This window comes from Paenibacillus wulumuqiensis, assembly GCF_000971965.1.
Taxonomy (GTDB): Bacteria; Bacillota; Bacilli; order Paenibacillales; family Paenibacillaceae; genus Saccharibacillus; species Saccharibacillus wulumuqiensis.
Genome location: NZ_LAQP01000001.1, coordinates 174,051 through 196,897, shown reverse-complemented (window position 1 = coordinate 196,897; position 22,847 = coordinate 174,051). Strand labels below are relative to the sequence as shown.

Below are 22,847 nucleotides of genomic sequence, written 5' to 3'. Positions count from 1 at the left end.
GACGGTTCTGCTGCTTTTCTTTTTAACTCGATCTGCTTGCTGATGTTTATGAATCCATAACAACTGCTCTACAGTCGTATCCTATGCGAACATTGAGCACGGATGTGAGTCCCTGCACTCGATCTCCGCTTTGACTTTTTCTCTGTATTTGGTATAGCCCATCAGCCTAACTCCCATTTTCAGATCTTTATCCCCTTATTATAACATCGCATGGTATAATGGTGGATCAGTCAGCACTATCGTTAAACTTACAGGAAATGTACAGGAGGCACTATAACATGATTACCCAGCCCTTTACGCCGGAGATTGTCCAGGAGACGGTCCGGTTTACCGAACTTTATACACGAATGGCCCAGCAGTTATGCGAGTCTCTTTTGACCGCAGAATATATTAATATACCTTCCAACGAACGGGAACTCCCTTCTTTTGAGAAAGTAATGGAGCGGATTGTGGAAATGGACAGTCTGAAGCCCATCTGGTACAAAGGTCAGTACTGGAATATCGATCCCCATGGGGATCACTGCCTGTTTATCAGCGACAGCGGCCTGCCGATCGAAGTCAATATGTATGACAGCACCCGGATTGATGCCGCTTTTTTCAGTTCATTTCTGCTTCATCTCCCGGCTGCCCAGGTAGTGGTACGTCTGATCGACACGGTTGATTTTGCGACTATTTTTCATCTTTTTGAATATCTGACGGAACAGAATCTGCTCATACAGATTGACGGGACGAACTTCAAACTTCAACTGATGGAATGAACTGCGGATGCACAGGGATAAGGCTCATACGTGTACAGCAGCCAGATGAATTTTTAATTGCAAAACGCTGAATGTAAGCTATTTTGCTCCGCAAAAAGCATTTTTTATTGTACCCCGCGTTTATATTGCCAAACGCTGAATGTAAGCTATTTTGCTTCGCAAAAAGCATTCCAAACGCTGATTGGGTCTATTTCCTCGCTCTCTAAATTTATTATCGTTAGCCCTGCATGGAAGCAATCAGATGATATGGACGGTACTCCTGAATGGACAATTCGATCAGCAGCCGGGAGAGCGGGATATCATCGATAATGGCTTTGCGCTTGGCTTTGAGCATGATCTGCTCCATATCTGCGTAGCTGCATCCTTCCATCTCTGCACTGGCCCATGTCAGCAGCCCGGACTCACATGGAAATTCTCCACACAATCGTTCCATATATTCCAGCCGCAGTTCTGCTGCTGGATTGCCATATACCATCTTGGTATCGAACCGCCGCCAGATCGCATTATCCAGCTCGGTCTCCAGATTGGTCGCTGCGATGAAAATGCAGTGCTCCGGGAATTCATCCAGACACTGCAGCAGCGTATTGACCACGCGGGCCATTTCCTTGACCTCATCGTTATTATCCCTCGTACGGGCTACCGCATCAAATTCATCCATAAACAGCACACATGGCTCGATTCGTGCATACTCAAAGATTTTGCGTACATTACTGCCGGTCTCGCCCAGGTGTGCATGAATCAATGCATCCAGTCTTACCGTGACCAGCGGCAGCTCCAGCTGATGGGCTAGGTGAAAAGCGGTCAGCGTCTTGCCGGTTCCCGGCGGACCGAACATCATGATTTTGTTGGGCACCGGTACATTATGGACCGCAAATTGTTCTTTCATATCAATAATCTTCAGAAATTCGTTGGTGATCAGCCTGTTCTCGGGAGACAATACAATATGCCGGGCTCGCTGGCCGCATTCCTTGACACTGTACACCAAAGCCATCTCGATGCCTTTGGTAAGCGGCATTTTGCCATAGTTGCGTCTGTTTTTACTCATAGGGATTATGCACTCCTTGTAGGTTATGAAATGGTAACAATCACTATCTTCTACTGTTGTATCTGCACCGGCCATGGCAGCGGATTGGTAAAAGCGCTCCAGTCCTGCTCCAGCTCTTCGTCGCTTAACAGACACTCATCCAGTTCCGCTTCCAGTTCAGCCCGATCCATGCCGATCCCGATCATGACCAGTTCAGTCAGACGGTCACCCCACTGCTCGTCCCAGCGCTCTCGCACATCCGGTTCTTCTTCCAGAACCGTCTGCTGTTCCTCCACTGGCAGCCCAGCCACCCACTGACCTGCAGGTCCAAACTGGATAGACGGACCGGCCTGACTCAGACTTGCCGCCAGATCGCCTTCGGCTGCCAGCCAGACCAGACCTTTGGCACGTACGACCTGCTCGGGCCAGTAACTCATGTAGGCAGCCAGACGCTCCGGATGAAATGGAGCCCGCCGCCGATACACAAAGGAGCTAATCCCATACTCTTCCGTCTCCGGCGTATGTTCATCCATTTCAAGCTCACGTATCCAGCCTGCCGATTGACTCGTCTTCTCAAAATCAAATAATCCCGTATTTAAAATGGCTGCCGGATCGACCTGTCCGTTACTCGTACGGATGATGCGCGCGCTTGGCTGCAGCTGGCGAATAACCTGCTCCAATCGCTCCAGCTCCTGCGGCCCCACCAGATCGCACTTGTTGAGCAGCAGTACATCACAGGTCTCAATCTGGTCGATCAGCAGATCCACCACGTCCCGGGTATCTTCACTATCTGTCACCTGATTGCGATCCAGCAGCGTCTCTCCGGATTCATAATCATGCCAGAACCGGTTGGCATCCACGACCGTTACCATGCAGTCGAGCCGTGCCAATTCTGTCAGGTCGATGCCCAGTTCCTCATTCGCATACGTAAACGTCTGTGCGACCGGTACCGGTTCACTGATGCCCGTCGATTCGATCAGAATGTAATCAAACCGTCCTTCCAGCGCCAGCTTCTGCACTTCCTGCAGCAGATCGTCACGCAGGGTGCAGCAGATGCATCCGTTGGACATCTCCACCAGCTTCTCGTCTGTACGCGACAATGCTCCCTGTTCCCTGACCAGGGCCGCATCGATATTAATCTCGCTCATATCATTGACAATCACCGCCACCTTGAGTCCCTGACGATTGTTCAGTACATGGTTGAGCACCGTCGTCTTGCCTGCTCCGAGGTAGCCGCTTAATACCGTTACCGGCAGTTGTTTTACAGTCATATTCATTCTCCTTAGCGTTTGGATCGACAGGTAATGATCCGACTGAGTACAGTGGATAGAATGGATGTTGGGTTGATGCACTCCACCTTGTAGAAATCATTCATTAGGTATCCGATCGATCATTTTATTTAATAGTAATAATTACGATTAATAGGTAACAATATATGCTTGTTTGCATGGTTTGTCAACTGTGCGATTCTAAAGAACTATAATATCTAATGAGCAAGAACCACATAAAGCTGTATATTATACAAGAGAAAGTTGGAAATCACATAGGAATTTATGAAATGAACAATAGCTATAAATATCAAAATTACAATAACGAAAACTAACCTTACAGCATTTCAAGATATTGTTGAAATGGACGAGACCTACTTTCTTTACTCGGAAAAGGGCAAGCGAAATATTGCCGAACGCAAGCCACGTAAACGTGGCGGCAAATCGAAATATCGTGGTATAAGCCACGATCAAGTGTGCGTGCTGGTTGCCTGTGACCGTCAGAAAATGACTTACTCTGGCGTACTTGGGCGTGGACGTATTCGGGCTACAAAATTAGACGAAGCGATTGGTGCCCATCTATCTGACTCAAACGCATTATGCACTGATTTATGGAGGGCATCTAGTTCCTGTGCGAATTCAAAAGTCATGAATCATTACCGATTCAAGTCCGACGGAAAACAACGCGTGAAAGGCGTGTACCATATCCAAAACGTAAACAGCTACCACAGCCGATTGAAGAGATCGCTTCAATGGTGTTGCAACAAAGTATTTGCAGAATCACTTGGCGTGGTTTCGTTACTTAGACAGCAAGGAATATAAGAATACCGCATCGAATAAGAAAATATGTTGGTCAAATCGTGCCGGTTTACTGTGACCGACACGAACACCAAACTTCGGCTTTCTGCTTATTCTTTTTAAGCTAACAGACAGTTATGTGTAACTTTCAGGAAATGTAAACATCTAAATAAAGTAAGAAACGAGGAGGCAGACATTTCATGGGAGGAACGAATGTGTGGGATGCGGAGTGGGAGATTAACGAAGAGCAGGCCCGAATGCTGATCGGCAGACAATTTCCTCAGCTGTCATCGAAGCAAGTGAAACGATTGGACTGGGGCTGGGACAATACGGTTTTTCTTATCGGTGACGAGTACGTGTTCCGGTTTCCAAGAAGAACGATTGCAGTTGACTTCATTCGTATGGAAGGGAAGCTGCTGCCGAAGCTGGAGGCATATATGACCATCCCCTATCCGAAACCGTTGTTTTATGGCGAAGCAAGTGACGAATACCCGGCACCATTTCTTGGTTATGCTTACGTGCCAGGAGATTTCCCCATCGGTTTGACGGAAGAACGCCGGGCTTTATCGGCAGAGACGCTGGCAAGATTTTTGCGGAGATTGCATGATTTTCCGGTGCAGGCGGCGCTGAAGTGCGGAGTTCAGCAAGATCATCGAAGCTTGACGGACATCGCATCGCGCAAAGTGAAATTGGAGGGCTTTCTATCGAAGGTGATTGAACACTTGTCGCCGGAGGAGTCCGGTGCGATCGAAGCGTATATTAGCAGGCTGCAAAAAGACCGTGTCGAGGCGGTGAATGTACTGCTACATGGCGATCTTCATTTCAAAAATATACTTGTGAATGAGAACGGGATCGTTTCCGGCATCATTGATTGGGGCGATCTGAGCGTAGGCCACCCGGCTTGCGATTTGAGCATTGCTTATAGCTTTTTACCATCTTATGCTCGCGGCGTGTTTTTTGAAATGTACGGAGGAGCGGACGAGGAAACGAAGCTGCTGGCGCGGCTGATCGCGGTATACATCCCCGTACTGATCTTGATGCAAGCGGTCGATGACGGGAATGAAGTGATTGCGGCAGAAGCGAAATCCAACATCATGCGGGCGCTATCGGATTAGGTTCATTATTTCGTTACGGCTATGGCTATCGGCACTATTTTGTCGTTTAAAGTCCGCGATAGGTACGATCCGCCTTCCCTAAAGCCACTTTATGTTGAGGAACACGAAGTTCAACAGAGTAAGTCGTTGCGCTAACGGGACACAATAGCAATAAACCGCCTTTTTAACGAAGGCGGTTTTCTTATGATCAAATATCAACATTAGAATTTAACATGGTCTTTTTTTAAAGTAGAAATCGCGTACAATTCCGTCCGTCTTGCTTAGCTTTATATAAGGCTTCATCTGCTCGATTGAAAATCCCTTCATAGTCTACATCGGTTTCCTTGTATAAAGAAATTCCCAACGAAATCGTAATTGGCTTATTGATTGGCGTTGGAAAAATCTCTATTGTTTGGCGGATCCGCTCAGCAATTTCCATCGCTTCATTTTCATTCGCTTCGTATAACAGAATAGCGAACTCTTCTCCACCATAACGAAATACCAAATCCTCTAAACGTGCTTGACTACGAAGAATACGAGCCATCATTTTTAACACTTCATCCCCCATGGGATGACCGTATTTATCATTGACTGACTTAAAATGATCAATATCTAGCATAACAACGGCATATTCATACTGATTTTTTGACCAGTTACTTGCAATGGATTGAAGCGCACGTCGATTTAATAGACCGGTAAGCGGATCCACATTTGCTTCTATTTTTAATTGTCTTTCTTTCTCTCGGGTCTCTTCTTCCAGTATCATAATAGCCTGATGAAGTTGTTTAGCTTCATAATTCCACTTGCTTACTTTAGGCACGTTACTTTTTTCTTTCCCTATCGCCAGATTCCTAGCATATTCAGCAAGAGAATTCAGCGGTAGAGATAACTGAAGCGAAATCCACAAAATGAAAGCTAGCAGTACAGCAATAATCGGTAGCAGATACAACATTGTAGACCAAATAAGATTAGAAGAGTAGACTTTTATGTTTTGCGAAGGGCTTTGAACTACGATTCGCCAATCTGTGTCAGGGACCACTGCATACCCTGCAAGATAAGAATGTCCTTCTAAATCATTAACTTTAAGGTTCCCGCTTTTAGTATTTTTCAACTCAGAAAAGATTGGCGTTTGCGATATATTCTGATTAATTCTATTGGTATCCGGATGATAGATAATGTTCCCTGCACGATCTATAACATAAAAGAAGGATCCATCTTCACTCATACTTTCAGTTCCGAGTACCTGTTTAAATCGATTATCTTCTTGTAAATAGAGTACCCCACCCAGCATTCCTTTATACTGTCCCTTATCCGTAAACAAAGGGTGACTCACTAAAATGATCAACTTCCCAATTTTACCCATGTATGGACTTGAAATTATAGGTTTTTTAGCAGCCAAGGCTTGTTTACTGGCTGGTGTGGTGAGATAAGTTCCTGCTTGACCTAAACTAGTCGGTGAATTCATTTGAATTAAGCCATTTTCATCAGCAGTGAAAACAGCATTAAAATAACCGGTAGAGTCATGGAAGTAATCCAAGTTATCCTGAAATAGACTTGGACTTAGGTACAAATGTTCCATCATATAGTAAGAACCGGATTTCAATGAGTGCTGCATCGATTGAATTAACGTGTTGGTTACTCGACTTAAATTTTTAGCGTGATTTTCATTTAGTCCCAGAGTTTGTTTTTCAAGGGAATTCTTCTCGTTGGTATAACTTACAAGTAAACAAGAAAGCAAGATTAAGAAAGAAGTTAAAAAAGCCAAGCCGCACATAAAGGTAGACAGCTTAAATCCTCTTTTATACCAACGTGTTATGTGGATCATCCATACTCTCCTTATTTATACAGATCTCTTATTTTTTTAAAATGAAAGAGCTATAGGATAATTCAACCTATTCCAACCCTTGATGATAGTAATATAACTCACTATAACATACAATCATGATCCACATTTAAAGTAAAATATAGATATTATAGTAAATAAGGAGAGTACCATCATGAATATTAATAGGAATATCGAAGTCATAAAAGAGCAGATTTGTATATTATATAAAACTATATACTAACTTATAAAAAGAGAAAGCAATGTATAATCGCTAATCTCTTTCTGTGTAGGCCACTATAATAAATTCAATGTTTTGCTTGATAGATTACTTTTATTACATATCTATACTGTTTAATACATACTACATGTTCAGAAACCTTTTGGACCAGCTGAGCATGCCCAGCTTTATTAAAAGAAGACTCCGCCAATGATAGCGGAGTCTTCTTGTTCCCGCAGCGAAGGGCAAGGAAGCGAAAATTCATTTTCAATTCGTCACCCTGATTTACAACGCCATGCGGCTGGCAAGTGATCGACTGAAAGCCGCCAAACAAGCTATTTTAGTACTAATACCATTCTCACCCATTTTCCTATGTAGCGCTGGAATCCAACAGCCGAACCAGTTCCAATAGCTTCATCCGCATCCGCTCCAGTACCATCATCGTCTTATGCATCTTCGGATACCCCGACAAATCATACCTTTCCAAAAACCGGTACTTCGGATAGCAATCATAAAAAGACTTTTCCAGCCATTGCTTGTATTTATAACGTTCCAGCGCATCTGCCAGCCGCTCCCCGGTCCGGCGGCTCGCCAGCCCTACGATCAATGATTCGTAGGTGTCAAAGTCCGCATTGATAATCTCATCAGCTGCATGCTGCTTGAACTCCTCTGCAAAGTCCTGCTGCAGCCAGCCCCATTCTTCATAAAAAGCCAATGTCTCATATTCCTCTGTGTATAACTGCTGAATCTCCTCCATAACCGTCTGTATACTCATCTGCAATCACCTGGTCATCCATGACCTTATATGAATTTCACTTCTTAATCCTCTTCTGCCAGACATAACTCAATAAAGGCAAACCAGCTCTCCGCCTCTACGCAGCGGTCTTCCCAGTCATGCCAGTAATACAGCACCTGTCCATACGTACCACCCTGATCCGGATCGGTGTCCAGGCAGAGATAGTCGCCTGCTCCATTCGTCGCTACCGGAATCCAGGCCGGGCTCCATACTACAGGTCTGACTCCCGGGCCATTATCTACTTCCATCTCATCCAGCTCGACCTCTTCATTCAGAAACTGCCACTGTTCCAAAATGGCATTTACCGACAGCAGCGTCAGATTGCGTACAAATGGAGTCGCACCCATCTCATCTTGCTGTCCGCCATGTACCTGATAAAATGCCTTGATCTCAGCAGGAATCTCTAATTTCATATTCTCTGCGAGTGGGTCCCATGCCTGCTCATCCACGCCGGGCAGCAGCTGAAGATCTTCTTCTTTGCCGCCTTTCTTCGCTATCGCTGTTATAATCACATTCTGCCAGAGTTCCACCGCTTGTTCTATTCCCACTAATGCACCCCCTCTCATTATTCTATTCTCTGTATCGTAATACGATAGCTGTACAATGAGCAAGCTGTCATGAAAATAATATTGACGTTATGAATGCAGGAATTTATAATTTCTTTTTTTCTGGTTTTAGGTTTATTATCGTGAATTTTTCACCTATTGAAATGTTGTGTTTAGATGAATAGACGATCAATTCCAAGAAGGTTGCAAATGCTTCTTTATCCAGTTATTATTTACCATAAACTTGTCTAACTTACATACATTTCACAGAGAAAAGGTGATCTTATCCAACACACAATCAAAGCTTGGATCGTCCGAATTCTGGTCTTTATGGCACTGCTTCAGATTTTCTATTACATCCTGCGGGATCTGATTTTTGCCCATATCAATCTGTCCGGTGGATTCGAAAATGTCGTTCAGCTGGTAGCCCTGGTATTCATTGTCATCCTCTCTCTCGTACTGACTGTGCTGCTAACCGATAACAGGGATTCCACAATATAACCTCACTATAAAATGCAAAAAGGAGCACAGCACGATGAGGTGTTATACTCCTTTTTTAATTTTTCCGTTCTTTTTAAGAATATTGCTTCTTTTGTCTGCGTACTTTACTTTATGGTCATCTACCCATCTCCATTACTCCCAGGCTGTCACAATCTCCTGTTTGCGCTTCTCGAGCAGCTGCTCCTTGTCATCCCGGTAAAATAGATTGTACGTATCAAATGGAATGATCCGTCCATCCGGATGGACGATATGCACGCAGGATTTTTTTACCGAGCGTACGTCAAAGTTATAGGCATCCAGGAACTGCATGATGATTACGCGGAAGACGTTGTCATAATTAATCTGCTTGGGTACGGCTGCGAGTGGCAGGCAGCAGAGCAGACTTTTCAGAGACAGAGCCGAGGAGATCGGCGAGTGACCGGTTGACAGCAGTTCGAACAGTTTGCCGCGAATAACCGGATCATTTTCGAATACGATCGTATTGCTGTCTCCCTCCAGCAGTACTTCCGGCTCGATCATACGGGTCAGTGGAATGACCTGCTTGCCGACTTTCAGCGCATAGCCCATCGCCAGACAATCGGGGTGGCAGGGAACCGGCAGGATATCATTTTCATTAAACACGCCGGATTGATCGATGATCATCTGACGCACTTCGCTCACAGTCAGGCGATCAGTCGATGGGTCATAGCCTTCCAGCCGTCCTGCGGCCTGGATCGGCTGAATGGTCACGCCGCGTACAGCACGCTGCTTGAGTCCATATTGAATAATTTTGCCGATCTCGTGATCATTCAGGTCTTTCTTAAGTGTCACCACCAGGGTGGTGGACAGGTTGAACTCATTCAGATGACGAATCGCTTCTTCGCGGATACGGCGTACATCCGCTCCGCGCAGCTCTTTGAGTACATGGGCTTCAAAGCTGTCAAACTGCAAATAAATCTCAAAGCCCGGCATATACCCTGCCAGCCGGCGGACAAATTCCCGATCCTGGGCAATTCGCACGCCATTCGTATTGAGCATAATATGCTTGATCGGACGGCTTTTGCACATATCGAGAATCTCAAAAAAGTCCGGATGGGTCGTCGGCTCCCCTCCACTGATCTGCACAATGTCCGGCTCCCCCTCATTCTCGACAATCCGGTCGAGCATAAAGGCGATCTGTTCCAGTGAACGATACGATGTCCGGTGCGGGGACGATTCGGCAAAGCAGATCGGGCACTTCATATTGCAGTGATCCGTAATCTCCAGCAGAGTGAGACAGCTGTGCTGCTCATGATCCGGACAGAGACCACAGTCGTAGGGGCAGCCGTATTTGATCGGGGTATTCCAGATCTGCGGCATCTCGGACGGTTTGACGAACTCGCGGGTACGATGATAGTACTCCACATCCGTCGAGATCAGTACCTTTTCCGGTCCGTGTACGAGGCAGCGCTTGACCATATAGATGCGTCCATTTTCCTCGATAATCTTGGCTTCTGCCTTGCGGTAACAGGTCGAGCAGATACTGTTGGTCAGCTCATGATAGAGATAAGGCCTATTTTTGGGCATGGGTTTGCTCCTTTTGTCTGAATAAAATATGTACAGGTCAGCAGAGTGATCGGTGAATACTGCCTAGTATCAACATTTGTGCTTGAATGTTGCGAGATCCATGTCAACCCGAATAGTCTGCGGTGACAGCTGTGCGCTGCTGCGGGCCTTTGCCAAACAGGAGCCAGCCGTAATAGATCAGTCCGGCCAGGCAGGCGAGCTGGATATTGTTCAGCCCCAGATAGGGATGCAGCGTCGGCTTGATGAATTCAATAGCGAACCGGAACAGCAGATAACCGGCCATGAACCATTGGAACATCCTGCCGGATAGATAGCCTGTACCCGCTGCTGCCAATTGTCCGCGGCTCTGGCGATACAGTGGAATGAGCAGAATCGCCAGTACAACCAGGAAAGCGATCTCGTACAATTGTGTCGGATGGCGCAGAATGCCATCTCCAAAATCGACACCGGTCACCCAGGTGGTCGCGATCCCATACGTATGATCATCGAGTCCGGTCAGGAAGCAGCCGATTCGTCCGATCGCAATCCCGAGGATGAGCGGATATACAAAATCATCTCCAGTCGAGCTTTTCCACCCGACCAGCCGCTTGGTCAGCTCCACGCCGATCAGACCACCCAGCAGGCCGCCGACAATCGTCTTGCCTCCCCAGAGCAAATGTCCCTGACTCAGCTGCTCCCAGGTCGCTGCCGGATCTTCCAGCCAGAACAGCAGCTTCGCTCCCAGCGCAGCACCAAGTATGGTCCCTGCAAGAATCTGCAGGCTCACCAGCTTGCTCATCTGACTTGAACGCCGTGTCCACAGATATACACGGAACCCGATAAAGTAGGACAGCGTCTCGAACAGCACATGCGGATGAATCCGCCATGAGCCAATATGTAGATATACCGGAAATTCCATGATTCCTCTCCTTTCCCCTCGTTACATGCCAAACAGCATGGCTCCGCATATCGCAAACAACAACAGGGTCAATCCGCCTATAGCCGCGAGAATCGGTACAATCACCTGCAGGAACCAGTTGAATTTGCGCGGTTGCGGTTCATCCATGTTCGGGCGCTGAAACCGCGGAGCGATCGGAATATCTGCATCACAGTTGACCCGGCAGGCATCCATCTCCGGACTGTAGCACTCCTCACACAGCGGCTTGCTGCAGCGGGAGCACTGATGCAGTGCTATGCGATCCTTATGATTTTTACAATAAAAGTTTGCCATATCCCCACCTCCATCGGCATTTGTTTCCATTGTATACGCTGACAAATATTCCGACCAGTTTTGATTATGAACAATGCTTTACAGAGATCGGGTAAACATCGCGGACCTCAGACAGTATATAAAAAAAGAGTGCCGAAAAGCCATTACACTTTTCAGCACTCCATATTGTACAATCGGTATAGTTATTCGGCTTATTTTACAATTCAGGTTTCTTATGGTTACTTATCCATTAGAAGCTACATATATCTCATCTTCCCACTCTCGCCATAATTCTCCACATCCAGCGAATTACCGGTAATATAGACAAGATTGTGCACCCTGTAACCACTTATTACTATGCTCATATGTAAATATGTAAAACGATAGTATTTATTATCATTATCGCTTCCATGGAAGTATTTATGAATATACCGAGTAGATTTGGTACGGGACAATTATTGGACGAGCGGCAAAGCCGGGTATACAACAAATTATTCTCGTACCGGATAATAGCCGGGATTCAGATGCCTGGAGATAATCTTCTGTTTGCGGGTGGCAATCATATGCAGTGTACCGAATATCATACAGACCACTACAGTACAGGCGGCGGGTATCCCCCAGAAGAGCAGTTCCGCATCATATGGAATATGCAGTTCATCGATCCTCTCCAGAATATCCAGGGCGTAAATCATCATAATGGTAAAGTTGAGCAGCAGTATTTCAAACGGAATCCAGAACATGAATATTTTATACTTCAGCTTGTGATAGTCCAGCGCAATATTGTATCGGTACAGCTCTTCCTGTGTCATATCCAGACAGGTCTCATCGCTGATTGGATACCTGCTTTCATAGTCTTTATGCATCCTGCCTTGCCTCCTTGCATCGCAAAGTTGGTCTGTGCTGACAAATGATAATTTATTCGCCTCTCTTCCACTATATAATCCGATTGTTAAGGGGGATTAAAAACACCGCAAAAAATACTCCCGTCTACCTGTCAGATACCCTTGTAGGACACTGACAGGCAGATCGGGAGTGCTTTTGATGCTCTTTCAATCGCTTTTTGGATATTTTTTTCTGCCTATTTGTTGGATGTCATATTCTCTCTTATTGTATGGACGTATTTATTGTGATGGTTTGGTCAGATGCCTGTCCATACGTCCTTCACATAATGTCCATTCTGCTGCAGCTCACCGAGCCACTGCTCTGCCTGCTCGGCGCTCACCTGATGCACCTCGCTGTACATTTCCTGCAGGGCCTTTTCCACATCCGGTGCCATCTTGTTGCCGTCACCGCAAATGTACAGCTTGGCTCCCTGACCGATCAGACTGATCAGCTCTTCCGCATGTTCGCGCATCATATCCTGCACGTACTGCTTGTGATCCGGCTCCTGACGGGAAAAGGCAGTGTACAGCTTGACGATTCCTTCGTCCGCATAACGTTCCAGTTCATTCCGGTACAGATAATCCTTGTCCGGTGTGCGGCAGCCAAAGTACAATCTGGCTTCGCCGAGCGCTGTTCCCTGCTGCTTCATATGATGACGCGCCTGCAGGAATCCGCGGAATGGTGCCACCCCGGTACCCGGGCCGACCATGATGATTGGCGTCTGTGGATCTTGCGGCAGATCGAACCCCGAACGTGGTGAACGAATGAACATTAGTACCGTATCACCCTTCTTCACTGCTGACAGATAGCTGGTCGCAATCCCGTAGAATTCCCCTTTACCGCTGCGCGCAGGTCCGGCCACCACGCTGACCGTGATGCTGGCACGACCCGGCTGTACCGCCGGCGAGCTGGAGATGGAATAGTACCTAGGCTTCAGCGCAGGCAGCAGTCCGAGGAACTGCTCGAACGACATTTCACAGGACATATAGTCCTCCATGAGATCCAGCAAGGTCACCCGCTTCTGTAAAATCTCCCGGTGATACGTCTCATTGTCCAGCAGTGCTTCCAGTTCCTTGCGGTGCGGCGGGCACTGGTTGTTGTCGGCCATCGCCCGGATCTGGGCACGGGTCGCCACGTCCTGCAGTTCGACGCTCAGCGTTAGCAGCTCCATGATCGATACCGGTCGATCCAGCGGCAGATAGGCGGCGCTGCTGCCTTTACCCGTAATTCGGATACGCTCGCCGCCATCCATACGGAACCGGCGTAGTACACGCTGTACGAGAGACTGCGGGTTACGCGGGATGATGCCCATATGGTCGCCTTCATGATACGTCTCCCCATGCGGCAGGGCAATATCCAGATGAAGCGTGCTGCGTCCGCTGTCCGGCTGCTGCAGCTCATATGCTTCCAGCACTTCGCATTCCAGTGCGTTATAGCTGCGCACGAGCGGACTGCCCACTGGTGAATTCACGAACTGTACCTGAATGGCATTTTCCTTTTTGAGTTCCTGTTCATTAATATCCACATTGAAAATCTTGAACAGTTCCGGCCATAGTTCACTTCTCCACTCGTCCAGCTGCATCTCAAAGTCACCGCTCGCATCGCCTTCGCCGCGGCGGAAGATACGCTCGGCCCCTTTCTGTTCCAGCAGTTCATCGATCAGCTTGGGAATGCGCTGGTACGTACTCGCCCAGTTATGATCACCACAGCCGAATACGACGTATTTTACACCCTGACAGCTGTGATCGTCGGCATTCTGCAGCCAGCTGACAAATTTCTCCGCATTGCCGGTTGGCTGACCATTGTAGGAGGAAGCCACGATCATCAGCACGCCATCCTGCGGCAGATTGCCTGCATAATCATCGAGCGGTGCAGCTGCGGTCTGGAAGCCGTAGGTTTTCCCGCCTTCCTCCAGTTCCCGGGCGACCGCTTCGGATGTGCCCAGGTTGGAGCCATAGAGAGCGAGCAGCGGAGTGTCATGCTTTTGCACCGCTTTGGATACTTCGGGTTCGACCTGCTGCTCTGTGGCTTCGGTACCCGGTATGGCTACAGCGACACGGGCAGTGCGCGGATGTACCTTCATGCGGAATCCATCCGGCTTCAGTGTCAGCGTCTCACGAATGTGGAGCTGGTAGTTCTCGGCATCCTCGAATTCAAAATGTTTCACCAGCATACCGAGTACGAGTGTCGCTTCATACATGGCAAACTGCTGACCGATGCAGGCCCTCATTCCGTGACCGAATGGCTTGTAGGCATGCTCGGGAATCTGCGACTCATCCTCAAACCGCTCCGGTATAAATGCTTCGGCATTATCGCCCCAGACCTCCCGGTTGCGATGCAGCGACGGACTGATGATATTGACACTCTGTCCTTTTTGCAGCGGATACTTGCCTGCCAGCATCGTATCTTCTCTCGCCATCCGGGAAAAGGCAGGCGCGGTCGGCCACAGTCGCAGCGCTTCTCTCAGAATCATGCGGATATACTTCAGATCACGCACCTGCTTGTAACCCGGCACCGGATCAGCCAGCACCCGATCCACTTCCGCACGTGCCTTTTCCAGCTTGTCCGGATTATTGAGCAGGAAATAGAGGGCAAAGGACAACAGTCCACTGGTCGTCTCATGACCGGCGATCAGGAACGTAATCATCTGATAGCGGATATTCTCATCCGGCAGCTTGTCTCCGGTCTCTGGATCGATGCCGCTCAGCATGCGGCTGAGCAGATCATTTTCCCCATGATCCCCGTTTTCCTTGCGCTGCTGGATCAGTCCGTCTGCCACTTCGAACATATAGTCGATATTTTTCTGAAATTCACGCTTTTTGTGCAGGGCCAGCTTGTTCTGGATTTCCAGTCGGTGTCCCTGGTTCATCGCCTCATCCAGCGCTTCGACCATACTTTCCACAAATGGATGAGCTTCCTTGCTGTAAAAGCTGTTAAACCGGTAATTAAATGCACATAGTCCGATCGTATCCAGGGTGAGGCGGGTCATATCATCTGACACCTCGACGAGTTCGTCACGGTTCAGCCGGGACCATTTCTGGACCAGCTGGACAGCGATATCGACCATTTTGTCATGATAATCCTGCATGGCGCGCTGGCTGAAGCTTGGCATTAGCAGACGATGCGCTTTGCCCCAGTTGGGTTCATCCGTCCAGCTGGTGAACAATCCGTCTCCGGCAAAAGGACGCACCCGCTGCAGCGGACTCCATACATTTTTATCAAACTTGGATTCGTCGGACAGCTCCTTGACCAGGTTGGGATCGGATGTGTAGATCTCCTCGCGGTCCGGGAATCCCAGCCGGATCAGTGGCCCATGTTCATCGAGCAGCTTCATGACGCTTTCCACCGGATGTTCCGCATCGATCAGCGGCAGGTTGCCTAGAGGGCCAAATGTTTTGGGTTGTGGAATTGTTGACATTATGAATCTCCTCCTGTCTGGATATGCAATAATTATGATAACAATTAAGCGGAATGAATATTCATTCCGTTTATGACATGCCATTTGATATGACGAATATGATATATCAAATGCATGGGCTTTTTCAAATATGGACAGCAATCATATCCCAGCAGCATTGATCGGCCTGCTGTAGCAGCGACTGTTCATCAGTGAACGGGATCGAGGTCATCTGCTGCTTGCACATGCCGAGAAAGGCACCGAACACCATCAGAATCAGGGTATCGGAAGGCAGATTCTTGATCATGCCCTGCTGCTGGCCGGTATGGATAAATCCATCCAGAAAAGCCATCAGTTTGTGATACACCGCCAGACTCTGCTCATCCAGCAATCTGAAATAATAATGGGTGTCGATAAATTGCAAAGCATTCAAATCGGTCCCGGCAAACTCGGTCAGTCTGCTAATAATATGCCGGAACTGCTCCCGCGCATCAGCACCCTGCGGAAAATCCTGCTTAAAGCTCTCATGCAAGCGGAACAGATGATCCTGAAACAGCGCATTGACCAGCGCTTCCTTGCTGGCGAAATAGCGATAAATCGTACCTGCCCCTACATTCGCCCGCACGGCGATCTCGGGTACGGTCGTGCCGTCAAAGCCTCGCTCGGCAAACAGCGCCAAAGACGCTTCGACAATCTGTGTTCTTTTATCCAGCGTTTTGTTCATGTATTCACCTCTTGGAATCGATTCTGGTCTTCATAATCTGTCTTTGGTTTCAGAATATGGGGTAAGTACGAATGAAATGCATATGCCGGTGCTCGTATGAACTGCCATGTTAAAAGTCCGGCTTTTTTTCATATAACCTTCTATAGAGGCACCTAAACGTCATATCCCAAATAGAATGGATAAAACAGGAAATGATTTCTGTCACAACAAAAAAGCATCCCTATACGAGTCATTATCGAACCTTGCAGTTCGTAAATACTCGTCATCAGGGATGCCTGGAGTGGGGATGACCATCATCAGTTAGCGGCTGGGCCAGATGAATGGTCATGGTTTAATCGATTTGAAATCCTTTTTCTTTTTCGGCGCGGAGCTTCTCGGGTGTCACGTCATTCCCCATCGCATCCACTACAGTCAGCTGGGAAAAGGTGCTGAGTACCTGGCCGCGAATCTCGCGCAGATATTCCTGACGCAGTACACGCTGCTCTTCTCTCTCCACATCGGTCAGACCGTGTTCACGCTGTTTTTGGGCCAATTCATTAATACGCTGTAAGCTCTGGATCATCATATACCTCCGTCTTCATTGCTGCTTTTTGCAGACAATGGGTGTAGTTGTTCCTGTCCATTTGGTACTGGGAAAAGGAAGTTTTTTATCTTAAATTATATATCTCATATTTAAGATATTTTTAGTATAACACATATTCTTTTAAATGCAACAGTTGGCATTACAGAGTCTATGTACAGTAGTTAACCGATCTATTTAACGCGTCACACTGCTTTTCGTTCTGAGCAAATGCCAGCTCGCTATAAGTGTAAATACTGACTGGATGGTGATAACAACCCAGGGCAGCATCGTTGGCAGCTGATAGTCTTCGCCTATATACACTACACCTACATTAAGCATCATCAGCAGCACTCCGGTTAAAAGCAGCTTCTGATCGGTCTGCAGTTTTCTTTTTACACCGACTGACTGTTCCTGCTCATTGTCATTCTCTTTTCTTTTATAAAAGACCAGGTGAACGGCAAATATGCCAATCGTCAGCCCTATCCACAGGTAGTCCATATTGCCGGTACTGCCGTACAAACGGAAATTAATCACTACAATACAAAAACCAAGCGCATAATCTATCCATTTTCCCATAACGTTTCCTTTCCTGTGACAAAAAATATGGTCCTTTGGCTTCGATCGCTGTTAATCAAGCGAACAATGTATGATGCATTTACGTTTTCTTTGCGCAGTGCCACGCCATGCCTTGCATGGTCTCCTCTTTCTCCTTACATTGTCTTCTCTTTTTATAGAGTATAAAATCCTGCTGGCAAATACCAGAGATTCGAGGGATCTTTTTTAATTTGCATGTAACAGTTGATTATTAAATCGTTATATCTTTATATTACGATATTACGATTTCACAATTGCTATTCAGATTACTATTCAAGTGTAATTCACTAACGATCCAGTAAATATACAAACTCATAATCTGCTCTGAATAAAACCCAGGAGGTATACGTTATGGATTCGGCTTTTAACATACAGGATTGGAAAAAATACGATGAACCCGCTGAAGTGCTCAAAGCACTCTCTCATCCGGTACGTCTCTGCATTGTGCGCGGACTGCTGCGCAAAAAGAAATGTAATGTCTCCTATATGCAGCAATGCCTCGATCTGCCCCAGTCCACGGTATCCCAGCATCTGCAAAAGCTGCGCAGTGCAGGCATCGTCACTACAGAACGCAGCGGACTTGAAGTCAATTATATTATCGCAGATCCACGTATTGAACAGCTGATTACCATCTTTTTCGGAGAGGAAGAATAATATGTCCACAGTAATCAAACCCAGGAAAGTACTTATTGTTGGCGGTGTGGCAGGCGGAGCTTCTGCAGCCGCCCGGCTGCGCCGGCTCGACGAACACGCGGAGATTATTATGCTGGAAAAAGGACCTTATATCTCCTTTGCCAACTGTGGCCTGCCTTATTACATCGGCGGCTCCATTACAGATCGGGAACGGCTGCTGGTGCAGACTCCCCAGGGCATGGCAGACCGGTTTCGAATAGATGTGCGGACAGACAGCGAAGTACTGTCGGTCGATCCCACACAGAAGGTACTCCATATCCGAAGCGTAGAGCGTGGAGACTATTCGGAGAATTATGATGAGCTGATCCTCTCCCCCGGAGCCAAGCCGGTTATCCCTTCCCTGCCTGGCGTCGATCATCCGCTGATCCATACGGTTCGCAACATCCCGGATATCGACCGGATCAAGCAGCTAATTAGTGCTAATAACAACGGTTCAGCAACAGTAATTGGCGGAGGATTCATCGGTGTGGAGATGGCCGAGAATCTAAGAGAAGCCGGGCTGGATGTGACGCTGATCGAGAGCAATGGCCAGCTGCTGACCCCTTATGATCCTGAGATTGCGGCAGCTCTCGCCCAGGAAATGCAGCAGCATGGTGTACAGCTGTTATTTTCCCAGCGGGTCGAAGCGTTCCAAAAAGCCGAATCCGGCATTACCGTACAGCTGAGCAGCGGTCAGGAACTGCATAGCGATCTGGTCATCCTTGCTACAGGTGTTACGCCCGATACCGGCTTTCTCGCCAGCAGCGGCATCCAGCTCGGCAAGCGTGGACATATTATCGTCAACGAGAAGCTGGAGACAAGTGTACCGCATATATATGCCGCAGGTGATGCTGTGGAAGTACAGGATTACATTCACCAGGTGCCTGCCGCCATTCCACTTGCCGGACCGGCGAACAAGCAGGGCCGTATTATCGCCGACCGGATTGGTGGTCTGAACAGCACTTACAAAGGTACCCAGGGTACCTCCATTATCAAAGTATTCGGTCTGACCGGCGCCGCTACAGGCAGCAACGAGAAGACACTGCAGCGCATGGGTATCCCGTACCGGTCGACGATCGTACATCCCAGCTCACACGCCTCCTATTATCCGGGTGCTACCCCGCTGACGATCAAGCTTTTATTTACACCCGAAGGCCGTATTCTCGGCGCTCAGGCCGTCGGCTATGAAGGGGTGGATAAGCGGATCGACGATATTGCGGTAGCGATCCGGCTGAACGGAACCGTCAGTGATCTGACCGAACTGGAACTCAGCTATGCACCACCTTACTCCTCGGCCAAGGACCCGGTTAACATTGTCGGCTATTCCGCCGAGAATATCGTCACCGGCCAGGTACGGACAGTGAACTATACGGATATCGCTTCCCGCGATACGGCACAGACGCTGCTCATCGATGTACGCACAGATATCGAGCATCATAACGGTCATCTGCCGGGTTCTCTCTCTATCCCTGTCGACGAACTGCGTTCGCGCCTGGATGAACTGGATCGGAACAAGGAAATCTGGGTCTACTGTCAGGTCGGACTGCGCGGATATACGGCAGCCCGGATTCTGACGCAGCATGGTTATCAGGTGAGAAATCTCAGCGGGGGCTACAAAACCTACAAGCTAATGAATCCGAGTACACCGACTTCGGGACAGGGACAGGGACAGGGACCGGATAGCGGCCAACCCACATCCATAGCCATTGATCATCATTCGGCAGCAGTTTCTGTCAAAAGCGAAGTCCCTGTCAATAAACTATCCATTCTTCCGTCGGCTGCTGTCTCCCCTGCAATAACGGAATCTCAGGCGGAGGTGCTGCTGAACGTCTGTGGTCTGAGCTGCCCTGGACCGTTAATTCAGGTCAAGCAGAAAATGGACACTCTCCAGCAAGGGCAGACGCTCAAAGTGGTCGCTTCCGATCCCGGATTTTATGAGGATATACAGGCATGGGCTTCCATGTCCCGTCATTCGCTGCTTGGCATTAGCCGTGGCAATAGCGGAACGATCGAAGCACTGCTGCGCAAATACGGACAAAGCGATCAGGCAGTCATCCATCAGGGAGAGCATGACAGTGCATTGACTGCCTCGGCTTCCTCTGCCGCTCCTGTCCCTGCAAGCACCATGGTCGTTTTTAGCGGAGATCTGGACAAGGCGATCGCTTCCTTTATTATCGCTACCGGGGCGGCGGCCAGCGGACGGAAGGTAACCATGTTCTTTACTTTCTGGGGCCTTAGCATACTGCGCAGACAGCAGCCGGTACCTGTACGCAAAAATATGATCAGCCGCATGTTCGGTGCCATGATGCCGGGCAGCAGCCGTCAGCTGGGTCTGTCCAAGATGAATATGCTCGGTATCGGTCCACGGATGATCCGCGGCATTATGCAGCAAAAAGGAGTCGCCTCCCTGGAGGAACTGATCCAGAGTGCTGCGTCACTCGGCGTCGAGATGGTCGCCTGTCAGATGTCTATGGATGTAATGGGCATTCAGCAGGAGGAATTGATTGATAATGTTAAAATTGGCGGTGTCGGTTACTATCTCGGTCAGGCCGATCAGGCTGCTCATAATCTGTTTATCTAATTCTTGTCTCCGCGGTTGAGATGCTGAGAGATCCCTGTATCCTCAACAAAAAACGTGCAGTCCTCCCTTTATGGTAAAAGGTGGAACTGCACGTTTTATTTTAATTACAGATTGGAATGAACAGGTTGTTTGCAAAAATAGCTTGATGAAATACCATCATGCCGTGACTTTATTTCACGACCCGCCTGGCAGTGACATATCGCTTGGCGTAGTAGGATTGCGACAGACTGCTGATCGTTACGCCGGTACTGCTCGCTGCATGGATAATTTTGTTATGACCAATATAAATGGCAACATGGGAGATTCCTCTACCCGTGGTATTGAAGAAGACAAGATCGCCTACAGACAGGTTTCCTTTGGCGACAGGCTTGCCGACCCGGGCCTGCTGTCTGGCTGTACGCGGCAGAGTCTTATTCAATTTCTTATATACATAGCGGGTAAATCCGGAACAATCAAATCCACGTGTACTTGTTCCTCCAAGTACATACGGAGTACCGATTACCTTGCTGGCTTCTGATTTGATTTCATTTTTGAATGATGGCGAACTTGCAGACGCGCCGGCTGGATTTGCTGTGCAAATAATGGAGGCAGCCAGCAGAGACAATATCATTTTCTTCAAACAAATACTTCTCCCTTCGGTGCTTGCGGAGTTGCTTCAACCTCTGTCCAGGGGTAATCTGAGCTCTCTATCTATGTAATACAAATTCCCGTTATTAATAGGACCCGCGGTGCAAAAATAGATTATTTAAACATACAGACGACATTAGAATCAGTTATTAATTTTTTGTAACCTTTAACACCATAAATCATTTACCTCCCCTTTGTCAAATACCGTCGCAATTTGCTCGACCTTCTGAGCGCAAGCATATTTTTGATCCCTATGGCATGGTAAATGTATCTTTCACCCGGGGCCATAGTCACTGCATACTGGCCAGTTATTATGGTATACAGCATCTAACTTCCTCTTGCTGTTACAGATTCTTAGATAACAAAAATAGCCCAGTCCGGGAGACTGGGCTTGCTGTTCATTCTTTTGTCCTACCAATTTTATTTTTTTGCTGCTTATTTGCGCACTCGCACCTGTTCCTGAATCGCGTAGCGGATAATATGATTGCGATGCTGTTCTTTGATATCGCTGTACTGGAGAGCTACCTTATAGCGACCGGCTTCCAGTTCATTCATATATACAAGATCCGCTTTGAAAGGCAGGGAGATCTCATTTTCACCTTTGTACAGATACATGACGCCGGAATACTTTTGATATTCTACAGGCTTGCGGGTATAAAAAGATAATCCGCCGCCGCTGATATCATGTGTGTAAATCTCCAGCCGCTGCTCCGCTTCCTCCTCCACTGCCAGCTCGCAGCGCACCGAGGAACCGATTCGCAAATAGTCACGATTCTGGATTTTGAGAATAGCGGCTGGCTCGGGAGTCTGCAGTCTGACCTTCAGTGGCTCCCCATCCATGCGTTCCATCCGTGTCTGAAACTGGTACTTCAGCTTGTCATGACCGACAAAAAAGACGAATACCTCTTGTCGGAGCATCTCGTTCAATACCAGCTTCTCCTTGCGGGTAATCTCGCCGAGCACGATCGCCTGTTCATCAACAGATTCTACCCGTCCTACCATCATATTTCCTTCATTGTCCTGTACATCCAGGTATTGATTGATAAAAATATAATTTGTAATCTTCATCATCTATATCTCCTTGTGTCCGATTGACCAGCTGCCGGTTCTGTTATGGGAGCAGCTGTGTTATATGGTGAGGCCGATGTCATTATGACTTTATTGAATGTATGATTGGAAATGAACCTCTATGCTCATCTCCCCCAAACTGTCCTTTACATTAAGAACTTCAGGAATTTAGTTATCCTT

At 47.8% G+C, this 22,847-nt stretch carries 20 protein-coding genes and 1 pseudogene; 6 read left to right on the top strand and 15 right to left on the bottom strand.

The features are described from left to right. The first annotated feature begins 278 nt into the window (after nt 1-278). Nucleotides 279-758 carry a hypothetical protein gene (locus tag WH45_RS09080; RefSeq protein ID WP_046214061.1) on the top strand — a complete coding sequence of 160 codons (480 nt, stop codon included), beginning with the start codon at nt 279-281 and terminating at the stop codon, nt 756-758. A 217-nt stretch (nt 759-975) separates the two neighbouring features. On the opposite strand, the gene WH45_RS09075 is transcribed toward WH45_RS09080, so the two are convergent. Both WH45_RS09075 and WH45_RS09070 read right to left on the bottom strand, forming a co-directional pair. Then, nucleotides 976-1,803, bottom strand: coding sequence for an AAA family ATPase (locus WH45_RS09075; protein ID WP_046214060.1), 828 nt, complete (start codon nt 1,801-1,803; stop codon nt 976-978). 50 nt (nt 1,804-1,853) lie between these two features. After that, entirely contained in the window at nt 1,854-3,053 is a 1,200-nt protein-coding gene (locus WH45_RS09070; protein WP_152663525.1) for a GTP-binding protein, read from the bottom strand. Between the two features lie 342 nt (nt 3,054-3,395). On the opposite strand from WH45_RS09070, the pseudogene WH45_RS23125 reads away from it, so the two are divergent. Both WH45_RS23125 and WH45_RS09065 read left to right on the top strand, forming a co-directional pair. Beyond that, nucleotides 3,396-3,971 (top strand): annotated as a pseudogene (locus tag WH45_RS23125) (IS1595 family transposase); the annotation flags it as partial. A 77-nt stretch (nt 3,972-4,048) separates the two neighbouring features. Next, the gene (locus tag WH45_RS09065; RefSeq protein ID WP_046214058.1) at nt 4,049-4,963 is read left to right on the top strand and encodes a phosphotransferase; all 915 of its coding nucleotides are present in this window, start codon (nt 4,049-4,051) and stop codon (nt 4,961-4,963) included. A gap of 223 nt (nt 4,964-5,186) precedes the next feature. Here the strand turns inward: WH45_RS09065 and WH45_RS09060 are convergent, their stop codons facing one another. The 3 genes from WH45_RS09060 to WH45_RS09050 form a co-directional block, all read right to left on the bottom strand. Continuing rightward, a complete protein-coding gene (locus tag WH45_RS09060) occupies nt 5,187-6,767 on the bottom strand; it encodes a sensor domain-containing diguanylate cyclase (RefSeq protein WP_046214057.1) in 1,581 nt (526 codons plus the stop codon). Between the two features lie 587 nt (nt 6,768-7,354). Further along, nucleotides 7,355-7,759: a YxiJ family protein gene (locus WH45_RS09055; RefSeq protein WP_046214056.1), complete on the bottom strand. Its 405-nt coding sequence runs from the start codon at nt 7,757-7,759 to the stop codon at nt 7,355-7,357. 44 nt (nt 7,760-7,803) lie between these two features. Continuing rightward, the gene (locus WH45_RS09050; RefSeq protein WP_162198443.1) at nt 7,804-8,328 is read right to left on the bottom strand and encodes an SMI1/KNR4 family protein; all 525 of its coding nucleotides are present in this window, start codon (nt 8,326-8,328) and stop codon (nt 7,804-7,806) included. A 327-nt stretch (nt 8,329-8,655) separates the two neighbouring features. Between WH45_RS09050 and WH45_RS23580 the strand changes: the two genes are divergently transcribed. Continuing rightward, on the top strand, nt 8,656-8,826 hold the full coding sequence (locus WH45_RS23580) for a hypothetical protein (protein WP_156075155.1): 171 nt from the start codon (nt 8,656-8,658) through the stop codon (nt 8,824-8,826). A 132-nt stretch (nt 8,827-8,958) separates the two neighbouring features. Here WH45_RS23580 and WH45_RS09045 read toward each other — a convergent pair whose 3' ends face one another. The 8 genes from WH45_RS09045 to WH45_RS09010 form a co-directional block, all read right to left on the bottom strand. Next, a complete protein-coding gene (locus WH45_RS09045) occupies nt 8,959-10,371 on the bottom strand; it encodes a radical SAM protein (RefSeq protein ID WP_046214054.1) in 1,413 nt (470 codons plus the stop codon). A 103-nt stretch (nt 10,372-10,474) separates the two neighbouring features. Then, the gene (locus WH45_RS09040; RefSeq protein ID WP_046214053.1) at nt 10,475-11,269 is read right to left on the bottom strand and encodes a prolipoprotein diacylglyceryl transferase; all 795 of its coding nucleotides are present in this window, start codon (nt 11,267-11,269) and stop codon (nt 10,475-10,477) included. 21 nt (nt 11,270-11,290) lie between these two features. Beyond that, nucleotides 11,291-11,581: a hypothetical protein gene (locus WH45_RS09035; RefSeq protein WP_046214052.1), complete on the bottom strand. Its 291-nt coding sequence runs from the start codon at nt 11,579-11,581 to the stop codon at nt 11,291-11,293. 470 nt (nt 11,582-12,051) lie between these two features. Beyond that, nucleotides 12,052-12,423 (bottom strand): hypothetical protein, encoded by a 372-nt coding sequence (locus WH45_RS09030; RefSeq protein WP_046214051.1) that lies wholly within the window; start codon nt 12,421-12,423, stop codon nt 12,052-12,054. Nucleotides 12,424-12,698: 275 nt separating this feature from the next. Next, nucleotides 12,699-15,860 carry a bifunctional cytochrome P450/NADPH--P450 reductase gene (locus WH45_RS09025; RefSeq protein ID WP_082096646.1) on the bottom strand — a complete coding sequence of 1,054 codons (3,162 nt, stop codon included), beginning with the start codon at nt 15,858-15,860 and terminating at the stop codon, nt 12,699-12,701. A 124-nt stretch (nt 15,861-15,984) separates the two neighbouring features. Then, entirely contained in the window at nt 15,985-16,563 is a 579-nt protein-coding gene (locus WH45_RS09020) for a TetR/AcrR family transcriptional regulator (RefSeq protein ID WP_046214050.1), read from the bottom strand. A 331-nt stretch (nt 16,564-16,894) separates the two neighbouring features. Continuing rightward, entirely contained in the window at nt 16,895-17,125 is a 231-nt protein-coding gene (locus WH45_RS09015) for a DUF896 domain-containing protein (RefSeq protein ID WP_046214049.1), read from the bottom strand. A 195-nt stretch (nt 17,126-17,320) separates the two neighbouring features. Further along, nucleotides 17,321-17,701, bottom strand: a complete 381-nt coding sequence (locus WH45_RS09010) for a hypothetical protein (protein ID WP_046214048.1) — start codon at nt 17,699-17,701, stop codon at nt 17,321-17,323. A 369-nt stretch (nt 17,702-18,070) separates the two neighbouring features. On the opposite strand from WH45_RS09010, the gene WH45_RS09005 reads away from it, so the two are divergent. Both WH45_RS09005 and WH45_RS09000 read left to right on the top strand, forming a co-directional pair. After that, entirely contained in the window at nt 18,071-18,373 is a 303-nt protein-coding gene (locus WH45_RS09005; protein WP_046214047.1) for an ArsR/SmtB family transcription factor, read from the top strand. 1 nt (nt 18,374) lies between these two features. Then, nucleotides 18,375-20,972, top strand: a complete 2,598-nt coding sequence (locus tag WH45_RS09000; protein WP_046214046.1) for an FAD-dependent oxidoreductase — start codon at nt 18,375-18,377, stop codon at nt 20,970-20,972. Between the two features lie 169 nt (nt 20,973-21,141). Here the strand turns inward: WH45_RS09000 and WH45_RS08995 are convergent, their stop codons facing one another. Together WH45_RS08995 and WH45_RS08990 are read right to left on the bottom strand one after the other, a co-directional pair. Beyond that, nucleotides 21,142-21,591: a C40 family peptidase gene (locus WH45_RS08995; protein ID WP_046214045.1), complete on the bottom strand. Its 450-nt coding sequence runs from the start codon at nt 21,589-21,591 to the stop codon at nt 21,142-21,144. A 443-nt stretch (nt 21,592-22,034) separates the two neighbouring features. Continuing rightward, nucleotides 22,035-22,670 carry a flagellar brake protein gene (locus WH45_RS08990; RefSeq protein WP_082096644.1) on the bottom strand — a complete coding sequence of 212 codons (636 nt, stop codon included), beginning with the start codon at nt 22,668-22,670 and terminating at the stop codon, nt 22,035-22,037. Nucleotides 22,671-22,847: the final 177 nt, after the last annotated feature.